The organism is Candidatus Stoquefichus massiliensis AP9, from assembly GCF_000455285.1.
In the GTDB taxonomy this organism is placed as follows: domain Bacteria; phylum Bacillota_I; class Bacilli_A; order Erysipelotrichales; family Coprobacillaceae; genus Stoquefichus; species Stoquefichus massiliensis.
On record NZ_HG005290.1, the window covers coordinates 197,526 to 211,900 of the forward strand.

Consider the following 14,375-nt stretch of genomic DNA (forward strand, 5'->3'; position numbering starts at 1 on the left):
TTGACTAATGTACATCCCTAAAATATGTCTCATACTTAAATAATGATCTTAACATATTATTTATATTTCTTTATAATACCTACACCAATTGGATAAGGTCCTGTATGAACACCAATTGTAGCTCCTATATGTTGAACTAAAATAGGCTCATTAAACTTGGGATATTCTTGCTTTAAAGCAGCTATCAATTTTTTTTGAAATTCCATACCTTCTTCAGCATCATAACCATATCCAACACAAAAAGCATATGTAGAAGGATCAATATCATTTTCATGAAAATGTTTTATTGTATTTTCAATAACCTTACGTTTTGATTTTTCTCTTCCTCTTGTGACACCTGACGCAAAAATTTCACCATCTTGCAAGACAATTAACGGTTTAATCCCTAATGTCTTTGCAGCAACACCTGCAACTTTACCAATTCGCCCACCATGAATCAAATACTCAAAATTACCAACAGTAAAAAAGATTCTACCAGTAGATTTTATCTTTTCAATTTGATCAATAACTTCTTGATATTCATAACCCTGCTTTTGCATATGAGCGGCTTCTAAAACAAGCAATCCTTGTAAAACAGTATTAACAGTAGCATCAATAATTGTTATTTTAAGATTTGGATAATCTTCTTCTAACATCTGTTTAGCTGTGTTAGCGCTATTGTATGAACCAGAAAATTTTGTAGTAATACAAATACAAAGAATATCTTTACCTGCTTTTAAAAGAGGTTCAAACACTTGTATATAGTCATCTACTGATGGCATTGATGTCTTAGGAAATAAATCTTTATGATCAACCATAAATTGATATAAATCTTCAACTGGTAATTCCACTTTTTCTTTTTGATGCGTTATTCCATCTTTTGTAATATAAAACGGAACAACTTGAATGTTATTTTCATGAATTAATGATTCATCTAAATCACATGATCCATCCGATACAATCTGAAACATATTTTTCCTTCTTTCATTATTGAGATTGAATAACAATAATCCAACTGCTATTCTCAATTATTGCAAAACCATTATTCATCTGATTAGATACACATAAAGGATCATTTCTTAATAGATGATATTGATATAACGGATAATGACATTCTTTTAAAGTCACTATACTTTCATCAAAAGCAAATACTGAAAAATATTTATAATTATCTTTCATCACCTGATGTATCCCTGGTTCTAAGACATAAATTTTATTAAATTCATCAAATATTGTTATGTGGTATTCACGGTAACGTTCTAATAGACACAAAACAGCTATAAAATGATCCATCCTCTTTTGAGTCACACCATAAAGATCAATTTCATCATAACCCTGTTTTATTGCATATGCAATAGCTAAAGCCGTATCTGTATCATCTTTAATTGATGAAACTTCTTGAACATGAAGATTTTTTAAACTCTTCTTATTTTCAATCGAATCCATATCTCCAATAGCAAAGATTGGTTTGATTCCTTGCGACAAAAGATGTTCAACACCATGATCAACACCAATATAGTCAATCTCTAAATCCTTTACTTTACCAGTCTTAACACCACAATATATTCCTATTTTCATTTTAATGAATCCACTGCTGCTTGTCTATTTGTAGCATTAAAGATATAACTTCCTGCCACAAGAACATCAGCCCCTGCTTCAATACAAGCTTGACCTGTTTGTGCATTAATACCGCCATCAACTTCAATCAGATAATGATGATGATTCCTCATTTCTTTTAACTTGGCTATTTTCTTTAAAGCATCTACCTGAAAAGACTGTCCCCCAAAACCTGGTTCAACACTCATTACTAGAACCAAATCAATATCATCTAAATAATCGATAATATCTTCCACTGGTGTTGCTGGCTTAATACTTATTCCCACATTTTTCCCCTGTTGATGAATATAATCGATCAACTCATGGACAGTTTCATGATTTGTCATTGTTTCAATGTGAAAGGTTATTAAATCAGCTCCAGCCTTGATAAACTGCTCTACGTATTGACGAGGATGACTGATCATTAAATGAACATCTAAATATAAATCAGTCACCTTAGCTACATCATTTAAAATACTATATCCAAATGATATATTAGGGACAAAGTGTCCATCCATAACATCATAATGAACCCAATCAGCCCCACATGCTTTTATTGAATCCAAATCTTTCTTTAGTTCTGCAAAATTAGCTGATAACACTGAAGGTGCAATCTTAACCATACTTTTTCTCCTTTAATAACTTACTTTCTTTTAAAAACATTAAATAATGTTCGTATCTTTCTTTTGAAATATTTCCTAAATCAACAGCTTCTTTGACACTACAATGAGGTTCACTATCATGTAGACAGCCTCTAAACTTACAAGTTTGTGATAATTCTTTAAAATCATGAAAACTATGTGCTATATCAATGGGCTCCATTTCTAATTCTAGTGATGAGAATCCTGGCGTATCAGCAACATAACCACCATACATCTTCAACAATTCAACATGTCTAGTTGTATGTTTCCCACGTCCCAAAGCTTTAGATATTTCATTCGTATCAATATTCAAATGAATATCTAAAGCATTTAATAAACTTGATTTACCAACACCACTTTGCCCAGTAATCACAGTGACTTTATCTTTAAATAAATGTTTAATGTCTTCAATACCCTGATTTTCTCTTGCACTCACATAATAAACACGATATCCAGCTTTTTCATATGCTGTCATTTCTGCTTGAATATATGATTGTGATACCAAGTCCATTTTTGAAATACATATGATAGGTTCAATGTCTAAATGTTCAATCAGAACTAAAAAACGATCTAATAAAAGTGTATTGATATCAGGCTCTTTGGCTGAAAAAACCAATAAAGCCTGATCAACATTACAAATTGGTGGCCTTATTAAGACATTTCTGCGTGGTAAAAGTTTTCTTACATAACCATCTGTTTCATTTTCAATAGTAAATTCACAATAATCACCAACTAATGGTTTTTGGTCATCTTTCCTAAACTTTCCCCTTGCTCTACATTGATAAATATAACCATGATCTTCAACATAGTAAAACCCAGATAACGCTTTAATAATTAATCCGCTTTGCATTCAGCCACCTCTTTCATTAATTTGTTGTTCCTGATTGATTATTTCCCTCAGTTCCAGTATTGGGATCAGTTGTCCCTCCACCATTAGGTGTTGTTGGTTCAACTGGTATTTCTGGTTTTTTATCATAATATTCTAAAGTTATCGATTCACCTTTCTTATAGACAGTTGTAAATGCATCAAGTGACTGTTTCATAACAACATTAATTTTCATTGTCTTAATTTCTTCTACTGTTGTTGGTGGTGTTAAAACTTTAAGAGTTACTTTAAAACCAGCCTTTTCTAAAAGATCTTTTGCCTTATTGATATCTTGTCCATAGACATTAGGCACAACAACAGAATATCCCTTAGAAACAGTCAATGTGATTGTTTTATTGGTTGCATTAGGATCAATCTTTTCTCCTTGATTAATTGATTGTTTTAAAATAACGCCCTTTTCTTCTTCATTTGTTTCTTCTTCTTTAATGACTTTAAATCCCTGACTCACTAAAGTAGCTTCAATATCCTCATAATTTTTACCAACATAATTATCAATCACGATATATTTTCCAGATGAGACTGTTAATTCAATCGTATCACCTTTTTTGACTGCTTCACGTGCCTCAGGTGAAGTAGAAATTACTTTCCCTTCGTCAACTGTATCACTCAATTCATGATTAATATTTTCATCAACCTTTAAGCCATTATCTTCTAATGTTTTGATTGCCTGTTCTTGTGTTAAAGTTACAACGTCAGGCATTTGAAATGTATCCGAAGGTCTTAAAAGAAAAAAATAAACTAATCCAAAAATGAATAATGCACCCACAACACAGCCAGCAATAATACCAATTTTCTTTTTATCTAATGGTTTCTTTTCAGACTCCTTCTCTATCATTTCTTCATTTGGAACATGAATTTGTGTTTGAGTAAAGAAATCCTTATCTTCAGCCACAATAGTTGTTTCGTCAGGATCCTCATAAGTAAATACCAATTTTTCTTCATTTTCACGAGATAAACACGTTCTTAGATCTTCAAACATATCAACAGCTTTTAAATAACGATCTTTTGTATTTTTGGCAGTTGCCTTAATAATCACATTCTCTACCGATTGAGGAATTGATGGGTTAAAAGCACGAACAGATGGAATATCATCACGCATATGCTTTAATGCAATATTCACAGGTGACTCTCCATTAAATGGAACTTCTCCTCTTAGAAGTTCATAGAATACAATTCCCAAAGCATAAATATCACTTTGTGCTGTGGCTTTTTCTCCACGCGCTATTTCAGGTGCCAAATAATGTAAAGATCCCATAATCGTATCTGTTTGAGTAACCTGAGACAACGATTGTATAGAAGCAATACCAAAATCTCCAATTTTCACTACACCACTATCTGTCACTAAAATATTTTGTGGTTTTAAATCTCTATGCACAATTCCTAACGAATGTGCTTTTGCTGTTGCACTAACAACTTGTTTCATAATATCCACAGCTTCCACGAAGTGTAATGCTCCACGTTTATGAATTAATTCTTTCAGTGTTTGTCCAGGAACATATTCCATAACGATGTAATATTCATCGTCTTCATCACCCACATCATAGATTTCTACAATATTTTTATGTGATAAGGCAGCTGCTGCACTTGCTTCACGATGAAAGCGTGTCACATAAACAGGATCACCTGTTAATGATGAACGCATAATCTTCACTGCAACAGTTCTTTTTAAAATTTTATCTTGGGCAAGATAAACATCTGCCATTCCACCTTGACCAATCAATTCTTTTAAAACATAACGACCTGCGATTGTCTTATTTATCTGACTCATTTTCAACAACTCCTTTATTTAATATAAGTGCAAAACCAATATTATCTCTACCACCGAATGTATTTGCCGTATCCATCAATTCTTTCCCTATTTCTTCTAAACTTTTGTCTTTTTTGAGAATTTCAATTAATTGAGGATCAAATAAAGAATTATATAAACCATCAGAACAAACTAATATATACTGATAGTTTCCCTTTTGAGTCATAAAAGATACATCTAAATGTTCACTGACTCCCACTGCTTGTAATAAAATATTCTTTTGCGGATGATATAATGCCTCATCTTTAGAAATCGTTCCTGAATCAATAAGAACATTGACTAAAGTATCATCTTTGGTCAACTGAATTAATTCATCATTGTTAAAAAGATATGCTCTTGAATCTCCAACATGAGAAATATATATATTGTCATCAATACATAAGACAATCACAACAGTTGTTCCCATTCCTTCTAATTCTTCTGCTGTATGACTTTTTTCCATGACAAGCTGATGAGCATGATTAATGACTTCTTCCATCCATCGATGAATATCTTCAGTTGAATGAAATGCATCATGTTTTTGATAATTTTCAATAATATCATCACATGTAAGCTGTGATGCAATTTCACCAGCATTATGTCCACCCATCCCATCACATAAAACAACAAGACATTCCTGCTTGCTTTTTTGATAATAACGGACATAATCCTGATTAATTGTTCTTACATTTCCAACATCACTCATTGCTATGATTTCCACGAACTGATTCACCTACCTTCTTAGCACGTAATTGACCACAAGCACCATCAATATCACGACCATGTTCTTTTCTTAATGTTACATTTATTTTTAATCTCAATAACTCATCTTTAAAAATTTCCACATCTTTATAATCAGTCTGCTGATAACCATGTTCATCAACTGCATTATAAGGAATTAAATTCACATAAGCATTCAATCCACGCATATAGTGTGCCAATTGTCTTGCATGAATTATATGATCATTGACTCCTTTTAATAAGATATATTCAAAGGTTATACGCCGATTCGTCTTTTCAATATAATATTGTAATGATTTTCTAAGATCATCCATTGGAAAACGTTTATTAATAGGCATGAGCTGATCACGAATTTCATCGTTTGGCGCATGTAAAGAAATAGCTAGATTTGTTTGAATACCTTCATTTGCATATTTTTCAATCTTATCACATAAACCGCAAGTTGAAATCGTTAAATGACGAGCACCAATAGCTAATCCTTTTGCATGATTAATAATATGTATAAAATTCATAACTTGATCATAATTATCAAATGGCTCGCCAGTCCCCATAACCACAACATGAGAAATACGTTCTCCCGTATCATTCATAACTGTTAAAACTTGATTAACCATTTCTCCAGCACTTAAATCTCTTTGTTTCTTTAACAAACCACTGGCACAAAAAAGGCATCCCATATTACACCCTAGCTGACTTGTCACACAAAGACTACGTCCATACTCATGAATCATTAAAACTGTTTCAATAAGTCCACCATCTGATAAAGCTAATAAATATTTAATTGTTCCATCTTTGGATATTTGTTTTTCAATAATTTTTAAAGGGCCAATCTCAAAATGCGAAATAAGTTTTTGACGTAAATCTAATGAAAGATTACTCATTTCATTAAAATTTTGAATATTTTTGCGGTATAACCATTCAAAAACTTGTGTTGCTCTAAATTTTTTTTCATCTAATAACAGAAACTCATTAATAAGTTGCTCTTGGGTATAATCATATATTGATTTCATAATTTCATTCCTTTTCTAATAGACACATATAAAAGCCATCACTATGATATTGATATGGTAAAATTGTCACTTCTTTTATTTTTTTTATATCAGGATGCTTTTTTATAAATGACTGGATTTGTTTTTCATTTTCTTTTTTATTAATTGTACAAGTACTATATACAATATTACCACCATTTTTCAATAATGGGTATGCATTTTCCAATAATTTTTCTTGGATTTGAATAATTTCATCCATAGCGCTTGCTTCATGATACTTGATCTCGGGTTTTCTTGCAAGAACTCCTAGCCCACTGCATGGAGCATCAAGCAAAATTTTATCAAATGTTAATGGTTTATACAATTGTGCGAGTGTTGTTGAATCAGCAGCTTTTGCTTCTACAATTGAAATTCGTAAACGACTCATCTGTTGCTTTACCAATGCAATCTTATGAGGATATAAATCAAACGCATGAATACATCCCTGATTTTTCATAAGTGCTGCTAGATGCGATGCTTTTGTACCAGGAGCACAGCACATATCAAGAACTGTTTCTCCTGGTAATGGATTGAGTAACGGAGCCACAAGCTGACTTGATTCATCTTGAATAGTAACGAACCCCTGCTTAAAAGCATCGCTATTGGCTATATTTCCTTGCTGATAATAAACTCCAACATCTGAAAGATGTGCTGGTTGCCATAACGTATCTTTTAATAATTCAGTACGTGACATAAGTAAAGTATTAACACGTGCACATCTCTGAGGAACTTCATTATTCGCATGACATATTTTTTGAGTCTCTTCAAAACCATATTGCTTAATAAACATTTTAACCATCCATAAGGGGTGACTAGTCTCTACTGAAATACGTTCCTCTTTATTAAGTTCATCAAGTGAACAAGGAGAATGAATGGCATTTTTTAAAACTCCATTGATAAATTGAGCAGTTTTTATTCCTTTATTCTTTTTAGCTAAATTAACTGCTTCATTCATAATTGCATAGTCAGGAATCCCATTCATAAAAACATGTTGATATAAACTCATTAATAATAACATTTTTTCATAAGTTTTAACTCTTCCTCTAATATATGGTTTTAAAATATACTCCAAATAAATCATGTTTTGTACAGTTCCATAGACAACACGAGTTATAAAACTCTTTTGTATTTGAGTTAATTGATTATTTTCAAAATAATGATTGATAGTCAAATTCAAAAAACTCTTTTCTTTTTTGTATTTAACTAATATTTCTAATGCAATTTGTCGATCCATTTTTTAAATTTGTGAATATGGATTAAAATCACATATTACACTTACCTTTCCTTTTTGTTTTTTATTATAATAATCATTTAATGTTTGTAAAGCCTCATAAACTTCTTTACTTTGAATAAACTTAATAAGTATTCTTTCACGATAAGTATCTTGTAATTTATAAATCATACTTGGAGCGGGTCCTAAAACAGCACTCTGACACAAATGTTCCATCAAATACTTTTTTATATCCATTGCTACTATATGTACTTCATTTTCAAATGATGATTGAATCAAAACACTCACAAGATGGCAATAAGGTGGATATTTTGCTTTTTGACGATAGAGCATTTCTTGATAATAAAACGCTGAATAATCATGTTGTGCAGCACAAGTTACTGCATAATGATCAGGATTATATGTCTGTATTAAAACAGTTCCTTGTTTTTGACCACGTCCACTTCTGCCAGATACCTGACATAATAATTGAAACGTTCTTTCACTTGCTCGAAAGTCCGGAATATTTAAACTCATATCAGCATTTAATACACCAACAAATGTTACATCTTCAAAATCTAATCCTTTAGCAATCATCTGTGTTCCTAATAAAATATTGCCTTCTTTACGACGAAAACGTTCCAGAAGTTTAAGATGACCATTCTTGTTTTTCGTTGTATCAACATCATAACGAATGACTTTTGCTCCAGTAAACTGCTGTGTTAATTCTTCCTCAACCTTTTGTGTCCCATAACCAATAGTCTTAAAATGTGTCGCTCCACAATGTGCACAACTATGTGGATAACTTGTGACATAGTCACAATAATGACACTTTAAATGGTGTTCTTCTTTGTGGTATGTCAGTGTTACATCACAATGAGGACATTTGATGACTTCACCACATTCTTTACACTGTACAAATGAAGCATAACCACGTTTATTCAAAAGTAAGATAACTTGTTGCTGATGATTGAGTGTCTCTTGAATTTTTTCTCTCATCTTTCTTGAAAACAATGAATAATTTCTTTGTCTTGTTTCTTCAACCATATCAACAATTTCCACTTGGGGTAATGGCTTTTGATTAATACGATGCTTAAGCTCATATAAATCATAGACACCGATTTTAGCTCTTGAATAACTTTCTAATGATGGTGTAGCACTTCCCAATACAACTGAAGCATGGTGATATTGAGCTCTTATTTTAGCAATTTGAGATGTCAAATAGCGTGGTTTCGTTTCTTGTTTATAACTCGCATCATGTTCCTCATCTAAAATAATAAGACCAATATTTTCTAATGGCGCAAATATCGCCGATCTAGCACCTACAACAATTTTCACTTCTTGTTTTTTAATACGTCGATATTCATCATATTTTTCACCTTGAGACAAACGCGAATGTAAAATAGCAACCTGATTTCCAAAACGCTGTTTAAAAACTTCTACCATCATTGGTGTCAAAGATATCTCCGGAACAAGCATCATAACACTACGGTTATGTAAAACATAATGGGCTGCTAATGAAAGATAAACCTCTGTTTTTCCTGAACCTGTGACACCATGTAATAAAGCAACTCTTCCAGGATGATCAATAATTCCTTGAACAACTTTTTTTTGATCATCAGTAAGTTCTATATTTTGATTTTTATGAGATCGAATACTCAATGGTTCACGATAGATTTCTTTTTGAAAATAACTAATAAATCCTTGCTCTACTAATCGATCTAGCAATGACTTTGTATAAGGTATATCCTGAACAAATAAATTTGGATGATTCTTAATAAAATCAAGACATTCTTGCTGTTTAACAGTTTTTGTTTGACCATACTGAAGGAACTGAACCGCCATCTTTGTTTTCATACCTACAGAATGATTGGTACTAGGTTTTAATTGTGCAGGAAGCATCGCCTGTAAACAAGCAATACGAGGTGAAAGTGTCATTTGAGAAATTTGAATTGCCAATGTTTGTAATTCATCATTTAATAAAGGTTCTTCATCAATAACTTCTTTTATATACTGATAGCGAAAACCTGCTTGAGATTCTAATTGTTCTTTTGTCAATGCTGTCTCTTCGATACTTTCTACATATCCAATTAACTTCTGATAACCAAAAGGAATGACAACTCGAATTCCTACAACTAATTTTTGATGACTTAAGTAGTCAAAAGTCATATCCAACGAATGAACAGGATGTTCTACCAAGACTTTAACAATGTACATTTTCTCACCACCTGTTGTCTTATTCTACCATAAAATAACTTCTTTGAATAGAAAAAGGATACAAACGTATCCCCTATGCATTTTCCTTAATAATCTTCGCAATCTGTTCTTTTGCAGCATAAACATCATCATTTTCTACGACATACTTATATTCATCTTTTGTTGCAATTTCTTTTCTTGCCTTATCTAAACGTTCTTTAACAACTTTTTCCTCTTCAGTTCGGCGACCTCGAATACGTCTTTCTAATTCTTCAAATGAAGGTGGTACCAAGAATATTGTTAATGCCTGAGGACATTTTTGCATAACTTGCAATGCGCCTTGTACTTCAATCTCTAAAACAACATTTTTTCCTTCATTTAATAGTTGTTCAACATAAAACTTTGGTGTTCCATAATAATTACCTACAAATTTCGCATATTCCAGCAACTCATCATTTTCAATCTTATTTAAAAACTCTGTTTCACTGACAAAAAAATAATCAACACCCTCTTTTTCAGTAGGGCGTGGTTTTCTTGTTGTCATTGAAATAGAATATGCCAAATTTAAAGAATCATCTTTAAAAAGTTCTTGACGAACCGTTCCTTTTCCCACACCACTTGGTCCACTTAAAATAATTAACAGCCCTTTTTTCACAACATCCACCATCCTTTATGAAACAATGTTACATGAATACAACTTTCATGTCAATTCTTTTTCAAATATGTTATACTAAATAACGGTGATAAAATATGGCTTATGATGGAATTATGTTGTCTCGCGTTGTCGAAAATCTACAATCACAACTAAGCGGAGGCAGAATTAACAAGATATATCAAATATCTCAATATGAACTTTTATTTCATATTCGTGCGCAAGGCACAAACAAAAAACTACTGATGTCAATTCATCCAAATTATGCAAGATTACAATTGACATCATTATCTTATCCAACTCCTGCATCTCCTAATGCTTTTACTATGTTACTTAGAAAACATTTAGAAGGTGCCTATTTGGAATCTATTGAACAGCAACAATTAGACCGTATTGTTTCAATGACTTTAAAAGGAACAAACGAATTGAAAGATACTGTTCAATTACGACTTTATATGGAAATCATGGGAAAACATTCTAATGTTATTGTCACAAACAACAATAATAAGATTATTGATTGCTTAAAAAGAGTTTCTCCTTCAATGAGCAGTAGAATTCTTCAACCTGGAGCACATTATGATTTTCCACCTCTTATTGCAAAGAAAAATCCAATGATCAGTGAATTTATACCAACTGACAATCTAACAAAAATTTATCAGGGGTTTTCTCCCGAACTTTCTCGCGAAGTTCTCTATCGTATTGATCAAGGCGAAGAATTTAGCACAATTATGAAAAGTTTAGCTCAATCTGAGTATATCTATATCCATAAAAAAGAGGGAAAAGAATATTTTCATTTGCTTCCCCTCACTCATTTACAATGTTCATATGAACAATATTCATTGTTTGATGGATTAGATATCCACTATGAACTCATTGATCAAAAAGATCGTATTAAACAACAGACATCTGATTTAGCAAAATATATTCAAAATGAGTATCAAAGAAATATTCATAAACTTCATAAATTAGAACAAACATTATTTGATTCACAGAATAGTGATGAATATAGAATTAAAGGTGATTTATTATTTGCAAATCTTCATTTAATTCAAAAAGGACAAAAGAATGTGATGGTTGAAAATTATTATGATGACTCTATGATGATGATTGAATTAGATGAGAGATATGATGGAAAAACGAATGCTAATAAATATTATGCAAAATATCAAAAGGCAAAAAATGCATTACATCATCTTCAAGAACAAATTGAATTAACACAGGAAGAAATTAACTATTTTGATACATTAATCACTTTAATGGAAAATGCAAATTATTATGATGCATTAGAAATAAAAGAAGAATTAGAAAATTTAGGTTATTTAAAAAAGAAAAAGACAAAACAAGTTCATCGTCCAAAGAAAATGCATATTGAAAGTTATTGTACTAAGGATAATATTATCATTTATGTAGGTAAGAATAATCTACAAAATGATTATCTTACCTTTAAGATAGCTTCTAAAAACGATATGTGGTTCCATGTCAAAGACATGCCTGGAAGCCATGTTGTTGTGCATAGTGATGATTTAGATGAATATACAATAAGACTTGCCAGTTTAATGGCTGCTTATTTTTCAAAAGGAAAACATAGTTCATCCGTACCTGTCAATTATACGAAAGTCAGAAATCTAAAGAAGCCTCAAGGGAGCAAACCTGGGAAAGTCATTCTTTCTCATTATTCAACAATTTATATTGATCCCGATGAGACTTTCTTAAAAGAAATTAATAAGATTGATTAATTGGTGCATTGACAAATGTTTGTTCATATTGAGGATAATAAACTGGGTAATACATGCAATGATTGACACGACGGCATTCAATTGGGCAGATGATAGGTTGTGGAACTGGTGTAACCTGATTTGAAACACAAACCTTTTTAGGTGCAACAATTGGTTGAGGTCTAGGACATCCATTCATATTGCAACCACCCATTTGTGACATGTTGTTCATTGAACAACCACATCCTTGACCAGTTGTACATCCACAAGGACGTACATGTTGTCCTTGACAACCGCAAGATTGATTATACATATTTTTTCCCTCCTTCAACATATACTATGAAATAATATGTGAAGTGTTAGGGCATATGAAAGGAGTTTTTATGAAATTAATACCTTGGCAACTTTTTAATGATATAGAAGCATATACAACATGTGCTTATGATGAACAGCATCAACTCATGAATATGAGCTTTAATGGTGAGGATGACCAACTGGTTTTGAAAAATCGAAAAAAACTTGCTACAGAACTGAATACTGATTTGCAACATATGGTTGCGACTTTCCAGCAGCATACAACTCAGTTTCTTAAAGTCTCTCTAAAAGATGGTGGAAAAGGAATGTATAGTCGTGATGATGCTTTTATAGGTTATGATGCAATGTATACGAGAGATGAAAATCTATGGTTATGGACTTTTCATGCAGATTGCTGTCCTGTATTGCTTTATTGTCAGGATCAAAAAATTGTAGCTGCTATTCATTCTGGATGGAAAGGAACTGTAGGAGAAATTGTTGGTAAGGTGACAAAACATTTGATTGAAAATGAAAACTGTCAACCTGAACATATTTACGCTTATATTGGTCCATCAATTGAACAAAAAAATTTTGAAGCTAAAGATGACATTATTAAACTTGTTCAAAAAATGTCTTTTGAGACATCTCCTTTTTATATCAAAAAAGATGATGGCAATTATCTGCTTGATAGTAAAGGACTTATTCAACAACAGCTTCTTAATCTCAAAATTCCCATTCAGCATATAACTGTTTCTCCCTACTGCACAATAGAAAATAATGATTTGTTTTTTTCCTATCGAAAAACAAAAACAAAATATCGTAATATCACTTTAATTCGTTTAAAAAGTCATTCCTAGATAACTTATTATCACTAATAAGTTATTTTTTTATTTCTTTAAGAAATGTTTAAGGAAAGAAAATGAATAAAAACAAAAAACTTATCAGGTTACATATTATCATAAATATTTTGATTATTTGTTTTTAGGAGCGTAATCCTTTGTTAATATTCTTACAAAACAATAACAGAAATAAAAGTCACTTATATAATAAAATCTAACTCGAAAATGATTAGAACTTACTTCATCAGTCGTTCAGAAAATAATTGTTATTAATGAATCAATTGATAAGTCAATGAACATTTTAATGAACACGCATATAATAATGGATCTCTACTCTATTCTTTATTCTATTCAAAAGAGTCCATTATGCCTAAGATCACTATCTCATCATCTCGTATCTATTATTCTGACGATGCATTTACTCAGTTCCATCAGTATGGCTAAGAGTATGCTGAAATCCCAAAAAACCTAGCATAAGAAGACCATATCAATGAAGAAGCAATTAGGCAAGATTGGTAAAAAGAGCAGACAGAAAAAACTGTTAAAACAGCATAAAATGACAAGTTCTACCCTTATCTGTTTATCAAGCGCTGTTAAGAATAATAAACCACTAACAACAGTTTACAGATCACAGATATGAAAGCCATTAATGAAATCAACAAGATATAAACTTAAACAGCTAAGATACAGAAGAACTATCTTCAGTTATTAACGAGAATATAATAAAAAACACTCATGATGATTATAGAAGAAACAGGTAAATAGACTTACAAACAATGAATACTATTGAATAGAGAGAACTGTATAAGTTA

At 31.5% G+C, this 14,375-nt stretch carries 14 protein-coding genes; 3 read left to right on the forward strand and 11 right to left on the reverse strand.

Annotation, left to right across the window (positions count from 1 at the left end):
* Positions 1 to 56: 56 nt before the first annotated feature.
* From BN350_RS12175 to gmk, 10 genes are all read right to left on the reverse strand, one after another.
* Entirely contained in the window at positions 57 to 950 is an 894-nt protein-coding gene (locus BN350_RS12175; RefSeq protein ID WP_028043850.1) for a DegV family protein, read from the reverse strand.
* Between the two features lie 16 nt (positions 951 to 966).
* The gene (locus tag BN350_RS12180) at positions 967 to 1,557 is read right to left on the reverse strand and encodes a thiamine diphosphokinase (protein ID WP_028043851.1); all 591 of its coding nucleotides are present in this window, start codon (positions 1,555 to 1,557) and stop codon (positions 967 to 969) included.
* Complete coding sequence (gene rpe / locus BN350_RS12185; protein WP_028043852.1) at positions 1,554 to 2,198, reverse strand: ribulose-phosphate 3-epimerase; 645 nt, start codon at positions 2,196 to 2,198, stop codon at positions 1,554 to 1,556. The genes BN350_RS12180 and rpe overlap by 4 nt, the downstream gene beginning before the upstream one ends.
* Entirely contained in the window at positions 2,191 to 3,066 is an 876-nt protein-coding gene (gene rsgA / locus BN350_RS12190; RefSeq protein WP_028043853.1) for a ribosome small subunit-dependent GTPase A, read from the reverse strand. Before rsgA ends, rpe begins: the two co-directional genes overlap by 8 nt.
* Positions 3,067 to 3,082: 16 nt before the next feature.
* Positions 3,083 to 4,870, reverse strand: a complete 1,788-nt coding sequence (pknB, locus tag BN350_RS12195; RefSeq protein WP_028043854.1) for a Stk1 family PASTA domain-containing Ser/Thr kinase — start codon at positions 4,868 to 4,870, stop codon at positions 3,083 to 3,085.
* On the reverse strand, positions 4,854 to 5,609 hold the full coding sequence (locus tag BN350_RS12200) for a Stp1/IreP family PP2C-type Ser/Thr phosphatase (RefSeq protein WP_028043855.1): 756 nt from the start codon (positions 5,607 to 5,609) through the stop codon (positions 4,854 to 4,856). Before BN350_RS12200 ends, pknB begins: the two co-directional genes overlap by 17 nt.
* Positions 5,587 to 6,639, reverse strand: a complete 1,053-nt coding sequence (gene rlmN / locus BN350_RS12205; protein ID WP_028043856.1) for a dual-specificity RNA methyltransferase RlmN — start codon at positions 6,637 to 6,639, stop codon at positions 5,587 to 5,589. The genes BN350_RS12200 and rlmN overlap by 23 nt, the downstream gene beginning before the upstream one ends.
* A gap of 4 nt (positions 6,640 to 6,643) precedes the next feature.
* Positions 6,644 to 7,891, reverse strand: coding sequence for a 16S rRNA (cytosine(967)-C(5))-methyltransferase RsmB (gene rsmB / locus BN350_RS12210; RefSeq protein ID WP_028043857.1), 1,248 nt, complete (start codon positions 7,889 to 7,891; stop codon positions 6,644 to 6,646).
* Positions 7,892 to 7,894: 3 nt separating this feature from the next.
* Complete coding sequence (priA, locus tag BN350_RS12215) at positions 7,895 to 10,084, reverse strand: replication restart helicase PriA (RefSeq protein WP_028043858.1); 2,190 nt, start codon at positions 10,082 to 10,084, stop codon at positions 7,895 to 7,897.
* A gap of 73 nt (positions 10,085 to 10,157) precedes the next feature.
* On the reverse strand, positions 10,158 to 10,718 hold the full coding sequence (gmk, locus tag BN350_RS12220; RefSeq protein WP_028043859.1) for a guanylate kinase: 561 nt from the start codon (positions 10,716 to 10,718) through the stop codon (positions 10,158 to 10,160).
* Positions 10,719 to 10,813: 95 nt separating this feature from the next.
* On the opposite strand from gmk, the gene BN350_RS12225 reads away from it, so the two are divergent.
* Positions 10,814 to 12,451 carry an Rqc2 family fibronectin-binding protein gene (locus BN350_RS12225; RefSeq protein WP_028043860.1) on the forward strand — a complete coding sequence of 546 codons (1,638 nt, stop codon included), beginning with the start codon at positions 10,814 to 10,816 and terminating at the stop codon, positions 12,449 to 12,451.
* Here the strand turns inward: BN350_RS12225 and BN350_RS12230 are convergent.
* A complete protein-coding gene (locus BN350_RS12230) occupies positions 12,435 to 12,743 on the reverse strand; it encodes a hypothetical protein (protein WP_028043861.1) in 309 nt (102 codons plus the stop codon). The two genes, BN350_RS12225 and BN350_RS12230, sit on opposite strands and share 17 nt — an antisense overlap.
* A gap of 70 nt (positions 12,744 to 12,813) precedes the next feature.
* On the opposite strand from BN350_RS12230, the gene pgeF reads away from it, so the two are divergent.
* Complete coding sequence (gene pgeF / locus BN350_RS12235; RefSeq protein WP_028043862.1) at positions 12,814 to 13,581, forward strand: peptidoglycan editing factor PgeF; 768 nt, start codon at positions 12,814 to 12,816, stop codon at positions 13,579 to 13,581.
* Between the two features lie 472 nt (positions 13,582 to 14,053).
* Entirely contained in the window at positions 14,054 to 14,203 is a 150-nt protein-coding gene (locus BN350_RS20670; RefSeq protein ID WP_155849106.1) for a hypothetical protein, read from the forward strand.
* Positions 14,204 to 14,375 lie beyond the last annotated feature (172 nt).